This is a genomic window from Streptomyces sp. NPDC051180 (genome assembly GCF_040689545.1).
Taxonomy (GTDB): Bacteria; Actinomycetota; Actinomycetes; order Streptomycetales; family Streptomycetaceae; genus Streptomyces.
The window spans coordinates 45,809-62,675 of record NZ_JBFBBC010000016.1; the positions used below are offsets into that span (position 1 = coordinate 45,809).

Below are 16,867 nucleotides of genomic sequence, written 5' to 3' on the forward strand. Positions count from 1 at the left end.
GGTGTAGCCAGCTCCACCCCCCACCGGGCAGCCCGCCCCATACCGCTGCGACCTGCGCTTTCCTAGCGTTGTCGGCATGACGACGACAGCAGTGACGGAGAGCGGGCCCGCCCTCGCCCTCGACGGCGTGAGCCGGACGTACGGAGCCGGCGCCCCCGCGCTCGACCGGGTGAGCCTGACCGTGCCGCGCGGCCGCTTCGTGGCGGTGATGGGCCGGTCCGGCTCCGGCAAGTCCACGCTGCTGCGCTGCGCGGCCGGACTCGAACGGCCGACGGCCGGAACGGTACGGATCGGGGGCACGGACCTCGCCACGCTGAAGACGGCCGGACTCACCCGGCTCCGGCGGGACCGGATCGGCTTCGTCTTCCAGTCGCTCAACCTCGTCTCCGCCCTGAACGTCCGTGAGAACGTCACGCTCCCGCTGCTCCTCGCCGGGGCCCGCGGCGGCCGGGCGCTCGACGCCCGGGCCCTCGACGGCCTCGCCGCCGTGGGGCTGGCCGACCGGGCCGAGGACGCTCCCGAGCACCTCTCCGGCGGCCAGCGCCAGCGGGTCGCCGTCGCCCGCGCCCTCGTCAACGAGCCCGAGGTCGTCTTCGCCGACGAGCCGACCGCCGCCCTCGACCCGGTCACCGCCTCCGGGGTCCTCGCCCTGCTGCGCCGCGCCGTCGACGAGCGGGGGCGCACCGTCGTCCTCGTCACCCACGACCCGGTGGCCGCCGCCTGGACGGACGAGGCCGTGTTCCTGGACTCCGGCCGGCTCGTCGGCCGCCTCGACCGCCCGGACGAGGCCGGAGTGCGCGAGGCCCTGGGCGTCCGCGGCGGGGCCCGGCGCTCCCTGGCGGTGGCGCGGTGAGCCGGCTCGGGAACCCGGCGGCGGCCCTCCTCGCCGCACGGTCGCTGCGCGCCCACCGCACGGCGTGGGCGGCCGTCTTCGCGGCCGTCGCCCTCACCTCCGTCCTGCTCGGCACCCTGGCCCTCGCGGTCGGTTCGACCGCCCTCGGCCACGCGCGCGTGGAGCGGTACGCGGCCGCGCCCGTCGTCGTCGCCGGTGACCAGGAGGTCCGCTGGACGGCCACCCCGTGGGGCGGCGAGCCCACCACGGAGAAGGCGGCCCTCACCGAACGGGTGCCCGTCCCGCGTGCGGCCGTCGACGTCCTCCGCGCGGTCCCGGGCGTCCGGGCCGCCGTGCCGGACGACACGTTCGCCGTACGGGAGGACGGGCGGGCCGACGGGGCGGGGCCGGCGGCCGACGGGGCCCGCACCCGGACCGGCCGCTCCTGGGACGCCGCCGCGCTCGCCCCGTACCGGCTGGTCGCCGGCCGGGAGCCGCGCGCGGCCGACGAGGTGGTCGCGGGAGCCGGACGCGGCGCCGACGCCGGTGATGCGAGTGCAGGTGCGCGTGCGCGTGCGGGTGCAGGTGCAGGTGCCGGGGGCGGCGACTCCGCCGTCGGCGCCGGGTCCGGCCTCCAGGGCGGGTCCGCCCTCCGGGTCGGGGACGTCGTGGCCGGGCGCACCGTCGTCGGCGTGGCCGACGGGCCGGCCGCGCTCTACTTCACCGCCCCGGAGGCGCGCAGGCTCGCCGGGCATCCGGGGACCGTGGACGCCGTCGGGGTCCTGGCCGAGCCCGGTGTCTCCGCGGACACCCTCCACGCGCGCGTGCGGGAGGCCCTGGACGCCGCGGGTCTGCGGGACACCGCCGCGGGCCGGCCGCTCCGGGCGTTCACCGGCGACGGCCGCGGCGACGCCGAGCACCTCGCCGCCCGGCCCGCCCGCTCCGAGCTCCTCCCCCTGCTCGCCGCGGTCTCCGGGACCGTCGTCCTCGTCGCCGTCCTCGTCCTCGCCTCGCTCGTCGCCCAGGCGCTGCGGCAGCGCGCCGACGAACGGGACCTGCTGCTCGCGGCCGGTGCGACGCCCCGTCAGGTGCGGTCCGCGGCCGGCCGGGAGGTGACCCGGGTGGCGGGCGGGGCGGCGCTGCTCGGCGCCCTCGTGACCGTCCCCGCCTTCCCGGCCCTGTGGTCGGCGCTGCGGGACCGTACCGGAGCCGTCCCCGAGGGCCTCGAACTCCCCCTACCTCCATGGCTGTTCGCCGGTCTCGTGGCCGTCGCCGCCATCGTCGTGGGGCTCGCCCGGATCGTCGCCCTCGGGGCGACCCGGCGTCCCGGCCGCGCGGGGAAGAGCTCCGCCCGGCGGATCTCCGGGATCGCGCTGCTCGTGCTCGGCGCGGCCGCGGCCGGCACCGCCACGGCCCAGGGCGGCGAGGCGGCCGGTGCCGCCGCCGGAGCGGCCACGGTGACGCTGGTCGCCGGGTGCGCGCTGCTCGGGCCGTGGATCGCGCGGGCCGCGATGACCGTCCTCGACCGGCCGTTCCGGTGGCTCGGCGGCGCGCCCGGACGGCTCACGGCCGCCGGCGCGACCGCGCACTCGCACCGTCTCGGCGCCGCGCTCGTCCCCGTCGTCCTCGTCACCGCCTTCGCGCTGGTGCAGCTCTCGGCGGGCACGACCATGGAGCGGGCCGCCGCGGCCCAGGCGCGGGCGGCGACCACCGCGGACCTCGCGTTCACCGGCACGACGGCCGAGCGGGTGCAGCGCCTGCCGGGCGTGAAGTCGGCCACGGACGTGCTGCGTTCCACGGTCGTCGTCGCCCGGACGCAGGCCGGTGCCCCGCGCCTCGACCGGCTCCCCGTCCTCGGCGTGGACCCCTCCGGCCTCGCGGGCACGCTCGACCCCGGCGTCGTCGAGGGCGACCTGACCGGACTCGGCCGGCCGGGCACGGTCGCCGTCGGCGCGGACATGGCCGACTCCCTCGACGCGCACCCCGGTTCGACCGTGGAGCTCCGGCTCGGCGACGGGACCCCGAAGCGGCTGCGGGTCGTGGCGGTCTACGAACGGTCCCTCGCCCTGGGGGAGTTCCTGCTGCCGAAGGGCGAACTGGCCCCGCACATGAGCGATCCGTACCCCGCGCGCGTGCTGGCCGCGTCGGACACGGGCGCGGTGGGCCACCCGGTCGTCGCCCCCGAACAGGTGGCGCTGCCCGGGGCCGAGCTGAACGGGATCGTGTCGGCCGCCGTCGTCGGCGCCGTCGGCGGACTCACCGTCCTCTCCGTCCTCAGCACCCTCTGCCTCATCGGCGCCGGGCGGCGCGACGAGCTGGCCCTGCTGCGCCAGGTGGGCGCCTCGGCCGGTCAGCTGCGCCGGATGCTCGGCCTGGAGGCCGGGTTCCTGACGGCCACCGGCCTGCTCGTCGGCACCGTGGTGGCCGCCCTGCCGCTGACCGCCTTCGCCTGGGCGCTCACCGGCGGCCTGCCCGGCCTGGCACCCGCGCAGGCGGGGCTGATCGCCGGGACCGTGGCGGTCACCGTGGCCGCCGGGGTGTTCCTGCCCGCCTCGGCGAGGCGGGCGGGCCGATGAGCCCCGCGCCGGGGTCCCGGAGGCCGACGGGACGAGCCCGGAGCCGGGGGTCCGTCGGGGGTCGGGCCGGGCGAGCCCCTGCGCCGGGGCCCCGTCAGGCGTCGAGGTAGGCGAGCACGGCGAGCACCCGGCGGTGGCCGCCGCTGTCGGTCGGCGGCAGGCCGAGCTTCGCGAAGACATTGCCGATGTGCTTGTGCACGGCCCGCTCGGTGACCACCATCGAGCGGGCGATCGTGCCGTTGTCGTGGCCCTGCGCCATCAGCTCCAGGACCTCGCGCTCCCGGGGCGTGAGGGACTCCAGCGGATCGTCGCGGCGGCGCGCCAGCAGCTCGGTGACGACCTCCGGGTCCAGGGCCGTACCCCCGGAGGCGACGCGCTCCAGGGCGTCCAGGAACTCGTCGACCCGTCCCACCCGGTCCTTCAGCAGATAGCCGACGCCCCGCGCGCCGCCGCCCAGCAGCTCGGCCGCGTACGTCTCCTCCACGTACTGGGACAGGACCAGCACCGGCAGGTCCGGCAGCCGGGCACGGGCCGCGAGCGCCGCCCGCAGCCCCTCGTCGCGGAAGCCGGGCGGCAGCCGCACGTCGAGCACGGCCACGTCCGGCCGGTGCTCCAGGAGCAGCGGCAGGATCTCCGGCCCGGTGGCCGCGACCCCGGCGACCTCATGGCCCGAGGAGGTCAGCAGCAGCACCAGGCCCTCCCTCAGGAGGGCGTTGTCCTCGGCGATCACCACACGCACGGAAGCTCCACTTCGATCACGGTCGGGCCCCCTTCGGGGCTGGTCAGTCGTACGGTTCCGTCGAGTGCGGCCACCCTGCGGCGCATGCCCGTCAGGCCCGAGCCGCCGCCCTCGCCGTCCTCGGCACCGCCCCGGCCCTCGTCCCGCACGCGCACGCGCAGCGCGGCCCGTTCGCGGTCGAGGGCGACGGAGGCTCGGTCCGCCCCGCTGTGCTTGGCGGCGTTCGTCAGTGCCTCGGCGACCACGAAGTACGCGGCGGCCTCGACGGCGGCGGGCGCGCGCGGACCGGGACCGTCCGCGGCGTGGTCCTCCAGGCCCGTGACCGTCACCGCCACCTCCAGGCCGCTGCCGGCGGCGAGCGCCCGCACCGCGCCCGTGAGACCGCGGTCGGTCAGGATCGGCGGGTGGATGCCGCGCACCACGTGCCGCAGCTCGGCCAGCGCCTCCTCGGCCTGCGTCTGGGCGTCGTCCAGGAGCCTGCGGGCCGTCGCCGGATCGGACTCGTACGCCCGCCGGGCCAGCCCGATCCGCATGGAGAGCGCCACGAGACGGGCCTGCGCCCCGTCGTGCAGGTCGCGTTCGATCCGGCGCAGCTCGGCGCCGTGCGCGGCGACCGCGCCCGCGCGGGTGGCCGTCAGCTCTTCGATGCGGGCGGCCAGCGCGGCGTCCCGGGCGGCCGAGGGGGCGGGCGTCAGCAGCGCGCGCGACCAGTCGCACCCCAGGTCGGCGAGGCGGCCGAGCAGCGGCAGGGCCACCGGCCGGCGGCCCGCGAGCCCCGTCCACACCCCGTCGACCAGCGGCGCGCACACCGCGAGCACGAGCGAGACGCACCACAGCGCCATGCCGTACAGCGCCTGCGCGGCCGCCCAGAGCAGGTCCCGGCGCGTCCCCGGGTCGGTGACGGCCGTCCGCACGCGCGCGGGGAGGGGCCCGTCGAGCGGCAGGTACGCCTCGGGGACGGGCGTCCCGGTCCACGCGCCCGTGCGCCGCCGTTCCCACCCCGCGATCCGGCGCAGCAGCAGCACGCTCTCGGGCAGCACCCCCGCGCCGATCACCGTGAGGGTGAGGAAGGCGGTGAAGAGGACCAGCCCCGCGAGCAGCAGGCAGACGACCGCGATCCCGGCCCCGATGAGGAGCCGGAACCACGCCCGGGCCGCGTCCTTGATCGCTTCACGCATGCGGCCAGGTTAGGCGGGAGGCGCGAGGCGGCACGGTGGAGCAGGCTCCACCATCGGCCGGGGGGCGTGCACCGCTGTGCGCGGGCGACGCGAGGACGAAGATCGAACCCGTACCGAACACGTCCCCTCACCCCCTTCCCCGGAGGTTCCCCATGAGGTTCCTGCTCTGGCTCCTGCTCGCCGTCGGCGCCCTCGCCAACGTCTGGATCAACGTCGTCGCCGGCTTCTCGGGCGCCTCCCACGTCGCCGCGAGCGTCTGCTCCGGCGCGGCCGTCATCGGCGCCGCCGTCGGCCTGTGGCTGACCCGCACCCGTGACGCGGTCTGACGCCCGCCCGCCGCACCGCGCCCGGCCCGAGGGCTCGCCGGGCGGGGTTGTCAGAGGACTGCCCCACAATGGAGGGCGTACCTGAGGAGGGGCAGACATGGCCGTATGGGACGACCTGGTCGGACAGACACGGGTCGAGGAGCAGCTCGCCGCCGCCGCGCGCGACGCCGACGCGCTCGTGACCGCCCATGCCGCCGGAGAGCCCGCCCCCGAGGTGTCGAAGATGACCCACGCCTGGCTCTTCACCGGCCCCCCGGGGTCCGGCCGGGAGACCGCGGCGCGGGCGTTCGCCGCCGCGCTCCAGTGCGTGAGCCCCGACCGGGCGCTCGGCGGGGTGCCGGGCTGCGGGTTCTGCACCGGCTGCCACACGGCGCTGGTCGGCACCCACGCCGACGTCAGCACGGTCTCCGCGGTCGGCACCGAGATCCTCGTCCGCGACATGCGCGACACCGTCCGCAAGTCGTACACGTCCCCGGCGAACGGCCGCTGGCAGATCATCCTGGTCACCGACGCCGAGCGGCTGAACGAGAAGTCGGCCAACGCCGTCCTGAAGGCCGTCGAGGAACCGGCCCCCCGCACGGTCTGGCTGCTCTGCGCGCCCTCCCTGGAGGACGTGCTCCCCACCATCCGCTCCCGCTGCCGGCACCTGAACCTCAGCACGCCGTCGGTGGAGGCCGTCGCCGACGTCCTCATCCGGCGCGACGGCGTCGAGCCCCGGACGGCCCACGCCGCCGCCCGCGCCACCCAGGGCCACATCGACCGGGCCCGCCGGCTCGCCACCGACGAGTCGGCCCGCGCGCGCCGCGCCGCCGTCCTCAGGCTGCCGCTGCGGATCGACGACATCGGTGGCTGCCTCAAGGCCGCCCAGGAGCTGATCGACACGGCCGCGGAGGACGCCAAACAGGTCGCCGAGGAGGTCGACACCCGCGAGACCGAGGAGCTGAAGGCCGCCCTCGGCGCCGTGCAGGGGGGCCGCATGCCCCGGGGCACCGCCGGCGTCATGAAGGACCTGGAGGAGCAGCAGAAGCGCCGCCGGAGGCGGACCCAGATCGACAGCCTGAACCTCGCCCTCACCGACCTGACCGGCTTCTACCGCGACGTCCTGGCGCTCCAGCTCCGCTCCCGCACCGCCCTGGCCAACACCGACGTCCAGGACGCCGTCGAGCGCATCGCCCGCGACACCACCCCCGAGCGGACCCTGCGCCGCATCGAGGCCATCCTGGCCTGCCGTGACGCCCTCGACCGCAACGTGGCCCCGCTGCTCGCCGTCGAGGCGATGACGATGGCGCTGCGCGGCTGAGGCGGGTCTTCCGCCGGGCCGTCCGTGCGGGCGTTCGGGCGATTGGACACGATCCGTACCCGTCCCGATACGCTCCGGCAATGGACTCCAGGCGTTTGCTCCGCACGTCCGCCACGGCCCTCGCGGCCGCCGGGCTGATCCTCTCCGGCTGCACGGGCGGAAGCGACGCCGCAGCATCCCGCACGACCCCCTCGGCCCCCTCGGCGACCGGCTCCTCGGCCGCTCCGGCCGCGGCCGCCGCGCCGAAGCGGTACTACGCGCAGAAGCTCGCCTGGCGCGACTGCGGTGTCACCGGCTTCCAGTGCGCGACCCTGCTCGCCCCGCTCGACTACGCCGAGCCGGAGGCCGGCGACGTCAAGCTGGCCGTCTCGCGCATCCGCGCCACCGGACCCGGCAAGCGGATCGGCTCGCTCCTCGTCAACCCCGGCGGCCCCGGCGGCTCCGCCGTCGGCTACCTCCAGGGGTACGCGGGCATCGGCTACCCCGCACCGGTCCGCGCCCGCTACGACATGGTGGCCGTCGACCCGCGCGGCGTCGCCCGCAGCGAACCCGTCGACTGCCTGACGGGCCCCCAGATGGACACGTACACCCAGGTCGACCAGACCCCGGACGACACGGCCGAGGTCAACAGGCTCAGTGCCGCGTTCAAGACGTTCGCGGCGGGCTGCGAGAAGAAGTCCGGCACCGTCCTCCCGCACGTCTCCACCGTCGACACCGCACGCGACATGGACATCCTGCGGGCGGTCCTCGGCGACCAGAAGCTCTCCTACGTGGGCGCCTCGTACGGCACCTTCCTGGGCGCCACCTACGCCGAACTCTTCCCCGACCGCGTCGGACGCCTCGTCCTCGACGGCGCGATGGACCCCTCCCTCCCCGCGATCGACCTCAACCGCGACCAGACCGCCGGCTTCGAGACCGCCTTCCGGGCCTTCGCCGCCGACTGCATCCGCAAGCCCGACTGCCCCCTGGGCACCGAGTCGGTCGACGTGGCGAGCGACGCGCTGAAGGGCTTCTTCCGCGAGGTCGACGCCAAGCCGGTGCCCACCGGCGAGAGCCGAGACCTCGGCGAGTCCCTCGCCACCACCGGTGTGATCGCGGCGATGTACGACGAGGCCGCCTGGCCCCAGCTCCGCGAGGCCCTCACCCGGGCCATGGACGGCGAGGGCTCCGGCCTGCTGGCCCTGGCCGACAGCTACTACGAGCGCGAGGCGGACGGCACCTACGCCAACCTGATGTTCGCGAACGCCGCCGTCAACTGCCTCGACCTCCCGCCCGCCTACTCCGGCCCGGCCGACGTCCGCAAGGCCGTCCCGTCCTTCGAGAAGGCGTCCCCCGTCTTCGGCGAGGGCCTCGCCTGGGCCGCCCTCAACTGCACCTACTGGCCCACCCCCGCCACCGGCCGCCCCCACCGCATCACCGCCGAGGGCGCCGCCCCCATCCTCGTCGTCGGCACCACCCGCGACCCCGCCACCCCGTACCACTGGGCCCGCTCCCTCGCCGAGCAGCTCTCCTCCGGCACCCTCCTCACCTACGAGGGCGACGGCCACACCGCCTACGGACGCGGCAGCGACTGCATCGACACCGCCATCAACGCCTACCTCCTCGACGGCACCCCTCCCCGCGACGGAAAGCGCTGCTCATAGCCCCGATCCACCCCCCGACCGCCCCTGGTCGGACCACCCCCGGAAACTGTGTAGACTTGGCCGCGCTGCTGCACCCAAGCTGGGTCCACACAGCACGCCGCCTTAGCTCAGTTGGCCAGAGCAACGCACTCGTAATGCGTAGGTCTCGGGTTCGAATCCCGAAGGCGGCTCGGATCAGCCCCAGGACTCACTCGCCGTGACCTGGGGCTTTTTCATGCCCGGAGGAGGATCGCGCCGGCTGGGGAGGGGCTCAGGGGGCGACGGTGATCTGCCAGGCGACCATGCCGGTGGCGCCGGGGGCCGGGGTGATGTCGATCGGGAGTTCGGCGGGGGCGTTGTCGATGCGGCGGTCGGTGGAGATGCCGTCGCAGGGGACGGGGCGGGGGGTCCGGTCGGCGAGGACGACCTGGACGTCGCCGGTGCCGACGCAGGCGACGGAGACCGTGTAGGCGCGGCCCTTCCGGAGCGGGTTCCGGGCGTGGACGCCGTCGTGGACCCGCTCCAGTCCGGATGCCACGAAGTCGGGGTCGTCCGGGGAGATCGTCTCCAGGGCCTTCTTTGCGCTGTCGCCCTGGGCCGCCTCCGTCTTCGCCCTGTCCGCCGGGGCGGAGTGGGGTGCCGGTGCGGACGACGGCGGTGCGGTCGGCCGGGTGCCGCCGGCGGTGCACCCGGTGGCCGCGAGGCAGAGGGCGGCGAGGACCGTGGCCGCTGTGAGCGGTGTGGGCAGCGCGCGGTGGACGGTGTGGGTGTCGTACGCGGACCACTTCACGGAATACCCCCGGAGCCGTAGCGGATGCGGGGCGATCGGGTCGTCCCGCTCGGAGACCGTAACCGGGGCCGGAGGGGGCGGGTGAGGAGGAAAGTGATCTTCTGAGGAAGAATTGAGGGAGGTCGGGGCAGGGGTGGCGTCGCCCTCAACCCGCCAGGCCCGAGGGGGCTTTCGGCGGCCGGAGGGCGTGGGGAGCGGGGTGGTCGCGTTCCTGCTGGGCGAGGAGGTAGCCGGCCTGGAAGCGGGATTCGGCGCCGAGGGTGGCCATGACGTCGGCGACGTGGCGACGGCAGCTGCGGACGGAGAGGCCGAGGCGACGGGCGATCGCGGCGTCGGTGAGGCCCTCGGTGAGGAGGCGGACGATGGTCTGCTTGAGCTCGTCGGAGATGTCCATGATGGTCTGGCGGTCCCACTCGGTCTCGAACGGCAGGGCTTCGAGCCAGAGGTGTTCGTAGACGGCGACCATGAAGGCGACGACGTGCGGTTCGCGGATGAGGACCGCTGCCTGGGGGTCGTCGGGGACGGGGATCACGGCGGTGGTGCGGTCGAAGACGAGCATCCGCGTGAACTCGTCGTCGAGGGTGCGGACCTGGGCGCCGAGCCGGCCGACCCGTTCCACGTAGGCGCAGGTGCCCGCGGAGAAGCGGGCGGTGTGCTGGTAGAGCATGTGCATGCGGACGCCCCGGCGCAGGAGTTCCTCGTCGCGGGCGACGGCCTCCTCCAGGACCTCGGCGCGGCGGCCCCCGCCCGGCTGGGCGGTGAGGACCTCGCGCTCGCAGGTACGGCCCAGTTCGGTGATCGCCTCCCGTACCGAGCGGAGGTCGGTGAGCACTTCGACGGGCTCCGTCTGCCGCAGGTGGGTCAGCCGGCGCTGGTGTGACTCGTAGAGCGGCATGAAGGCCATCAGCTGCTCCCGGCTGCGCTCCATGTGCCGGCGGCGGGCGCGCATCTCGCGTTCCAGGGGGCCGAGCGTGCGCTGGACCGCCTCGTCGGGCGCGACGGGCAGCACGGCCCGCTCCGGGGTGCGGCGCAGCAGGCCCATGTCGAGGAGGGCGGAGACCGCCGACTCGACCCTGGCGAGGGGGAGGAGGAGTTCCTCGGCGAGTTCGGCGGCGTGGGCCGCGGGCCGCGCCGGATCGCGGTCGAGGACGCAGCCGTAGACCCGGGTCAGCGGGTCGTCCTCGGCGGCCGGTTCGGCGGCGGGTGGGGTGGGGAGCTCGGTCCCCGGTTCGGCCTCCCGGGCCCTTCGTGCGGTCCTCGCGCCCGGTCGATTGTCGGTTATCGACACTTTGTCCCCCGTTTGTCATGGCGTCCTCTTGCTGCCATGCAGCCTCATGAGCCATGCGCTCGAGCCCGTTGGCGTGCACTCGCGGGATACGTTCGTCCCACCGCCCGCAAGGTCAAAGCTCACCAAAGCTCGCACAGCCCGTGAAGCTCGCAAGCCGACACAGACCATCACGACCTCCTCGTGACCTCCTCGCGGCGTCCTCGTGGCGCCCCCTCGCGGAAAGAGACATCCCGACATGAAGCGGCGGATCCGCAGCAGCCTCCTCGCCACCACGCTGATCACCGGCCTCGCGGGCCTGGCCGTCGTCACCGTGGCCCAGGCCGACGGCGGCACCGGCGGCCGCGACACCGGGTGGGGCGCGAGCGTCCTGAGCGGGACGTACGGCGCCGACGGCACCGGACGGGGCGCGCCGGTCGCCGGTCCGGGCACGAACGACACCGGCTGGGGATGAGGATGACCCTGCTCGACTGCACCCTGCGCACCGGCGGGCAGCTCACCGGCGGCCCCCTGGCCCCCGCGCTGGCCGCCGACTACCTCGCGGTCTGCGCGCGGATCGGCGTCGACATCGTCGAGCTGGGCACCGTCCACGACCCCGCCGGCCCCGGAGCGCGGATCGGCGACCTGCTGCCGGTCCCGCTGCCCGCCGACCACGACGAGCGGTACGGTCCGCGCTTCTCCGTCCTGCTCGACACCGCCCTCCTGCCCGTCACGGACTCCGCCGCGACGGCGTCCGCCGGCCGGATCGCCGAGGGGCTCGCGGCCGGGTCCGTCCCGGTCGGCCTGGTGCGGCTCGCCGTCCGGTACGACCGGGTGGCCCGCGCCGCGGCGCCGCTGCACCGGCTGCGGGAGGCCGGACTCGGCGTCTGTCTCCTCCTCACCGACATCGACCTCGCCTCCTACCGGGAACTCGACCGATGTCTCGGCGAGACCGCGGCGCTGGGCCCCCTCGACGCCGTGTTCCTCGTCGACTCGCTCGGCTCCTTCCGCCCGGAGCGGGTCATCGAACTCGTCCAGTCCGCCCGTGCCGCCGTCGCCGCCCCCGTCGGCATCCACGCCCACGACAACCAGGGCTTCGCCCTGCACAACACGGTCGTCGCGGGAAGCGCGGGCGCCACCTGGCAGGACAGCGCCGTGCACGGGATCGGTCCGGGCGCCGGGCTGACCCGCACCGAGCAGCTGCTCGCCCTGCTGGGCGCCGCGCCCGCCGACCTCACCCCCCTGCTCGCGCTCATCGCCACCCATGTCGCCCCGCTGAAGCGTCGGTACGGGTGGGGGGCCGGGCCCCGCCAGGTCATGGCGGGTCTCGCCCGCATCCCGGTCTCGGCCGTGCGCGGACTCGACCCCCAGGCCGGCCGGGACAGACAGCCCGCCGGCTGAGCCCCGGCCGGACGGCCGAAAACAGGGCCGACCGGCCGAGACCCGAGCCGGACGCCGACCGGCCGGGACCCGAGCCGGACGCCGACCGGCCGAGACAGGCCACGCCAGACGCTCGGAAGCCCCCCGGACTTCCGGCGCCCTCAGACCCCCGGAAGCCCCCGGCCCTGCGGCCCCTGACCTCCGCTCCCCACCGCCGTCCCCCCGGTCGCGTCGCCCTGCCGTGCCGCCGTGCCGCGATTCGCCCTGCCCGTCGCCCGTCGTCGCCCGCCCGAGGAGACCCGTATGCCCTTCACCGCGCCCATCCCGCCGCCGGGGGAGCAGCCGCTCGCCCCGACCCCGTACCGCGATCTCCCCCGAACCCCCGGAGCCTCCGCCATGGCCAACCGCTTCCGCATCGACCGCAGTTCCGCCACGGAGGAGTTCGGGCTCGCCTGCCAGCGGCTGATCCCGTGGCCCGGCGGCGAGGAGACGCCGGTGGGGGCGATGGCCTGTTTCCTGCGGCCCGGCGGGGACTCCGACCCGGACTGCCACAACCAGGACGAGGTCATGATCATCCTGGCCGGTTCCGGGGCCGTCACCCTCGACGGCGTGCTGGAACCGCCGTTCCGCGCCGGCGACCTCGTCGTCCTGCCGCGCAACCAGGAGCACGTCGTCCACAACACCGGCGACGCCGAGCTGAGCTGGGTCTCCCTCTACTGGCCGCTGCGCGAGCCGGCCCTGCCGACCGACGACACCGACGGCAGCCGCGGCGCCGACACCACCGACCGCACCGACACCACCGACGGGAACAAGGAGGTTGCCGCATGAGCGACAACGTGACGACCCAGTGGATCACCGCCACCCCGCCCACCCCCAACGGCGACCTGCACATCGGCCACCTCGCCGGCCCGTATCTCGCCGGTGACGTCCTGCGCCGCTTCCTCGCCGCCGAGGGCACCGGGCCGGTGCGCTACACGACCGGTCTCGACGACCACCAGAGCTACGTCCCCGTCCGCGGCATCAACGACGGCGGGCGCAAGGGCGAGGAGGTCGCCGACGGATACGGCGCCTCGATCGAGTCCGTGTGGAGCCGGTCGGGCGCCGCGTTCGACGCGATCGTGCGCCCGCGCCGTGACCTCGGGTACCAGTCGGCCGTCCAGGAGTTCTTCCAGCGGCTGTACGACGCCGGGCACATCGTCGCCCGCACGACGCCGCTGCCGTACTGCACCGGTTGCGAGCGCTGGCTGTACGAGGCGTACCTCAAGGGCGACTGCCCGCACTGCGGATCCGGCTCCAACGGCAACGCCTGCGAGCCCTGCGGCCGCCCGAACGACTGCGCCGACCTGGCGAACCCGGTCTGCACCGGCTGCGGCGCCACCCCCGAACTCCGCGACTGCGAACGGCTCTACTTCCCCCTCGCCCCCTGGGAGCAGCAGCTCGCCGACTTCTGGGAGCAGGTCGACATGCCGCCGCACCTGCGCTCCCTGTGCGAGTGGATGCGGGCCGAGGGGCTTCCCGAGATCGCCGTCAGCCACCCCTCCGAGTGGGGTGTGCCGGTCCCGGTCGCGGGCTTCACCGACCAGCGGATCTACGTCTGGTTCGAGATGGCCCCCGGCTACCTCCTGGAGTGGACCGGCGCCGGCGGCACCGGTCCGGCGCCCGCGCCCGTCCAGTTCTTCGGCTTCGACAACGGCTACTTCCACGCCCTGCTCTTCCCGGCCGCGTTCCGGGCGTACGACCCCGAGATCGCGCTGCCGCGGGCGTTCGTGGTCAACGAGTTCTACCGGCTGGAGGGGCTGAAGTTCTCCACCAGCCGCCGCCACGCCATCTGGGCGCACGAGGAGCTCGCCCGCACGAGCGCGGACGTCCTGCGCTACCACGTGCTGGCCGACCGACCCAACGGCCGTCAGACCAGCTTCAGTTCGGCGGCCCTCGAAGTGAGCCGCGCCCGCCTCGCCGACCGCTGGGACGGCTGGCTCGGCCGTCTCCTCACGGCGGTCGCCGAGGACACGGACGGCGCCGCCCCCGCCGAGGCGCCGCAGGGCCCCGAGTGGGAGCGGCTGCGCGACCGGCTGGCCGCGACCGTCGCCCAGCTGAGGGACGCGTACGGCGTCGAGGGGTACGACGCGCGGCGCGCGATCGCGCTGCTCGACGAGATCGTCGGCCTCGCCGAGGACTTCGGGTACGTGACCGGCTTCGAGCGGGAGCGTCCGGCCGGCGGCCCCGCCCACCGCGCCGCCCTCGCCGCCCAGCTGGCCGTCGCGGCGGCCCTGTCGGCCTGGGCCGCGCCCGCCCTGCCGTACGGCTCGGCCCGCCTCGCCGGTCTGCTCGGCCTCCCGTCCGGCCCCCGCCGGGTGGCCGCGGACGCCCTGGCGCCCCTCGCCCCGGGCACGCCGGTGGCGGCCTGGCCCGGGGCGGTCTTCAGTGCCTGAGTTCCTGTGGGACATCGGGCCCGGGGCCGAGGCCCCGGGCCCGATCGAGACCGAGGCGGTGGCCGGCGACGCGTCGGCGGTCGTCACGCCGGGCGGCGTCGTGTCCGCGCTAGGCACCTGGGCCGGTGCCGTGACCGGCCTGCAGTCGGCGGAGGTGGAGGCCGCGGCGGACGCGCTGCCGCACGGCGCCGTCGTCGGGCCGTTCTCCGGGGAGCGGGCCGCCTGGGGCGAGCACCTGGAGCGGGCGGCCGCCCACTACGGGTCCTCCGTCACCTGGGAGTTGTACGACGACCGGGGCGAGACCGAGACCGCCCGGCAGATCGCCGAGGCCGTCGTCGCCGAGGGCCGGCACACGCTCGTCGTCGGGCACTTCAACAGCGCGGGCGCGCGCGTGGCCCTGCCCGTCTACCGGGCGGCGGGGCTGCCCGTCCTGCTGCCCCTGGCCACCACACCCGACCTGCTCGCCGACAGCGCCGGCACCATCCTGCGCTGGTGCCCGGACGACCGGGCCCAGGCCGTCGACCTGCTGGCGGCCGTGCGGGGCGCGGGGCACACGCGGATCGCCGTCGCCCACGACGGCTCGGTCTACGGGGAGCGCCTGGCCCGGCTCGTACGCGAACCCCGGGCGCCGCGGCCGCAGGGACACCTCCTGCCGTCGGGCGCAGTCGTCTCGGACGGCAGCGGCCCGGCGACGGGCGCGTGCCCGCTGCCCGCGGCACTGTCGGGGGCCGCCCCGGCGGCCGTGCCCGAGGGGGCGGTCGGCGTGGCGCCGGGCCGGGACCCGGTCGTCGAAGCCGTCGACGGGCCCGACGCGGAGGCCGCCGCCCGGATCACCGCGCTCGTGGTGTGCGGCACCCACGCGGGGGCCGCACGGGTGGGGAGGCAGTGGCGGTCCGCCGGGTTCGCGGGGGCGTTCTACTTCACCGACGACTGCGCCGTGGACGAGTTCGCCGCGCTGCTCGCCGAGCCCTCCGGCCGCCCCGCCGCTCACGTGGCGCGGATGCGGGGAGGCCCGGAGAGCCAGGTGGACGCGGCGTTCGCCGCGGCCACCGCGGCCCTCGCCGAGGACCCGGGACGGACCGGCCGCACGCTGGTGGCGGCCGTACGGGCGCACGCGGACCGGGGGTTCACCGCGCGCGGGGAGCCGGAGCCCGGCAGCGTCGGCTGGGACCTCGTGCCCGTGCCCGCCCCGCCGCGCGTCCGCGCGCCGGGGCACGGCCGCGGCCGGGCCTATGACGTGATCATCGTGGGCGCCGGAGTGGTCGGCGCCGCCACCGCGTCCGTGCTGGCCCGGCACGGCGCCCGGGTGGCGCTCGTCGCACCGATGGACGGCAGCCAGGACCACGCCACCGCCATGTCCGGCGGGCTCGTCCGGTCCTACGAACCCGACCCGTACCTGCGGGGACTCGCGCTGCGGAGCCACCAACTGGCCTGGGGACCGGCCGCCCTGGCGCCCGGGCCGTACGGCTTCCTGACCACCGGGTCGCTCGTGCTGTGCGGCGACGCGGACCTGGAGCAGGCCCGCAAGGGCGTCGTCGAGCTGAACGGCGCGGGCGTGCCCGCCGAGCTGCTCGGGCCCGAGGTGCTCAGGGAGCGTTTCCCCGGTCTGGCCGTCGACGGCGTCACCGCCGCCGTGTGGGAGCCCGAGGCCGGCTACGCCGACCCGCCCCGCACCGCGCGCGCCTACCGCGACCGCGCCCTGGCCCACGGAGCCCGGCTGCTGCCCGCGCGCGTCCTGGAACTGGTCGCCCCGCCAGGGGCGGACCGGGTCCGCGTGCTGCTCGAACCCGGCGGCCCCGTCGAGGCCCGCGCCGTCGTCCTGGCCGCCGGCGGCGGCACCGGGACCATCGCGGGGCACCGGCTCAGCGGCGCGGACGCCGGGCGCACCAAGACCATCCGGTACGGCTTCTTCCACCACCCGGCCACGGCCGGCCTGCCGACCGTCGTCGACCTGGTGACCGGTGTCTGGGGCAGGCCCCAGCTCAGCGGCGAGGCGGCCGGCGGCTACATGGCCGGGCGGCCCGTCGACGAGTGGGACGTGCCGCCCGGCGGCGACGAGACGCTCACCGACGAGCAGGTGGCGTACATCCGCGAGGGGGCCGCCGCGCGCTGGCCCTGGCTCGCCGACCCCGCCACCCGCTTCCTCGCCGGCCGGCAGGGCGTCGACCTCTACACCCCGCACTCCCGGCCCCACCTCGGGCGGGAGCACGCCGGCAGCCGTGTCGTGCTCGCGACCGGGTGGTCGGGCGCCGGCTTCAAGACCGCCCCCGCGGCGGCGGAGCTGGCCGCCGCCGAGGCCCTGGAGGTGCTGACGGGTTCCTGAGCCCCCGTTCCCGCGCGCCCGTCCGGAAGGGGGCGCCGGGAGGCGGGGTGGCGGTGCGGCCGCGCAGGAGCGGCCGCGCCCGGGTCGGTGTCGGTGTGGGGTTCA

At 76.2% G+C, this 16,867-nt stretch carries 14 protein-coding genes and 1 tRNA gene; 11 read left to right on the top strand and 4 right to left on the bottom strand.

Going from position 1 to position 16,867, the window contains the following annotated elements:
- Nucleotides 1–76: 76 nt before the first annotated feature.
- Nucleotides 77–853 (top strand): ABC transporter ATP-binding protein, encoded by a 777-nt coding sequence (locus AB0424_RS25460; protein WP_366308852.1) that lies wholly within the window; start codon nt 77–79, stop codon nt 851–853.
- A complete protein-coding gene (locus AB0424_RS25465) occupies nt 850–3,408 on the top strand; it encodes an FtsX-like permease family protein (protein ID WP_366308853.1) in 2,559 nt (852 codons plus the stop codon). The genes AB0424_RS25460 and AB0424_RS25465 overlap by 4 nt, the downstream gene beginning before the upstream one ends.
- A 94-nt stretch (nt 3,409–3,502) precedes the next feature.
- On the opposite strand, the gene AB0424_RS25470 is transcribed toward AB0424_RS25465, so the two are convergent.
- Both AB0424_RS25470 and AB0424_RS25475 read right to left on the bottom strand, forming a co-directional pair.
- Nucleotides 3,503–4,147, bottom strand: a complete 645-nt coding sequence (locus AB0424_RS25470; protein WP_366308854.1) for a response regulator transcription factor — start codon at nt 4,145–4,147, stop codon at nt 3,503–3,505.
- The gene (locus AB0424_RS25475; RefSeq protein WP_366308855.1) at nt 4,135–5,325 is read right to left on the bottom strand and encodes a histidine kinase; all 1,191 of its coding nucleotides are present in this window, start codon (nt 5,323–5,325) and stop codon (nt 4,135–4,137) included. The genes AB0424_RS25470 and AB0424_RS25475 overlap by 13 nt, the downstream gene beginning before the upstream one ends.
- 152 nt (nt 5,326–5,477) lie before the next feature.
- On the opposite strand from AB0424_RS25475, the gene AB0424_RS25480 reads away from it, so the two are divergent.
- The 4 genes from AB0424_RS25480 to AB0424_RS25495 all read left to right on the top strand — a co-directional run bounded on the left by AB0424_RS25480 (nt 5,478) and on the right by AB0424_RS25495 (nt 8,764).
- Nucleotides 5,478–5,651 carry a hypothetical protein gene (locus AB0424_RS25480; protein ID WP_366308856.1) on the top strand — a complete coding sequence of 58 codons (174 nt, stop codon included), beginning with the start codon at nt 5,478–5,480 and terminating at the stop codon, nt 5,649–5,651.
- Between the two features lie 97 nt (nt 5,652–5,748).
- Nucleotides 5,749–6,951, top strand: coding sequence for a DNA polymerase III subunit delta' (locus tag AB0424_RS25485; RefSeq protein WP_366308857.1), 1,203 nt, complete (start codon nt 5,749–5,751; stop codon nt 6,949–6,951).
- An 80-nt stretch (nt 6,952–7,031) separates the two neighbouring features.
- On the top strand, nt 7,032–8,594 hold the full coding sequence (locus AB0424_RS25490) for an alpha/beta hydrolase (RefSeq protein ID WP_366308858.1): 1,563 nt from the start codon (nt 7,032–7,034) through the stop codon (nt 8,592–8,594).
- 96 nt (nt 8,595–8,690) lie between these two features.
- Nucleotides 8,691–8,764: transfer RNA gene (locus AB0424_RS25495), tRNA-Thr, on the top strand.
- An 80-nt stretch (nt 8,765–8,844) separates the two neighbouring features.
- On the opposite strand, the gene AB0424_RS25500 is transcribed toward AB0424_RS25495, so the two are convergent.
- On the bottom strand, nt 8,845–9,363 hold the full coding sequence (locus tag AB0424_RS25500) for a hypothetical protein (protein WP_366308859.1): 519 nt from the start codon (nt 9,361–9,363) through the stop codon (nt 8,845–8,847).
- 145 nt (nt 9,364–9,508) lie between these two features.
- A complete protein-coding gene (locus AB0424_RS25505; protein WP_366308860.1) occupies nt 9,509–10,651 on the bottom strand; it encodes a helix-turn-helix transcriptional regulator in 1,143 nt (380 codons plus the stop codon).
- 235 nt (nt 10,652–10,886) lie between these two features.
- Between AB0424_RS25505 and AB0424_RS25510 the strand changes: the two genes are divergently transcribed.
- The 5 genes from AB0424_RS25510 (at nt 10,887) to AB0424_RS25530 (ending at nt 16,762) form a co-directional block, all read left to right on the top strand.
- The gene (locus AB0424_RS25510; protein ID WP_366308861.1) at nt 10,887–11,102 is read left to right on the top strand and encodes a hypothetical protein; all 216 of its coding nucleotides are present in this window, start codon (nt 10,887–10,889) and stop codon (nt 11,100–11,102) included.
- Between the two features lie 2 nt (nt 11,103–11,104).
- The gene (locus AB0424_RS25515) at nt 11,105–12,028 is read left to right on the top strand and encodes a hypothetical protein (protein WP_366308862.1); all 924 of its coding nucleotides are present in this window, start codon (nt 11,105–11,107) and stop codon (nt 12,026–12,028) included.
- Between the two features lie 282 nt (nt 12,029–12,310).
- Nucleotides 12,311–12,835 (top strand): cupin domain-containing protein, encoded by a 525-nt coding sequence (locus AB0424_RS25520; protein ID WP_366308863.1) that lies wholly within the window; start codon nt 12,311–12,313, stop codon nt 12,833–12,835.
- Nucleotides 12,832–14,439, top strand: a complete 1,608-nt coding sequence (locus tag AB0424_RS25525; RefSeq protein ID WP_366308864.1) for a class I tRNA ligase family protein — start codon at nt 12,832–12,834, stop codon at nt 14,437–14,439. The genes AB0424_RS25520 and AB0424_RS25525 overlap by 4 nt, the downstream gene beginning before the upstream one ends.
- Nucleotides 14,432–16,762 (top strand): FAD-dependent oxidoreductase, encoded by a 2,331-nt coding sequence (locus AB0424_RS25530; protein ID WP_366308865.1) that lies wholly within the window; start codon nt 14,432–14,434, stop codon nt 16,760–16,762. Before AB0424_RS25525 ends, AB0424_RS25530 begins: the two co-directional genes overlap by 8 nt.
- The last annotated feature ends 105 nt before the right edge of the window (nt 16,763–16,867 follow it).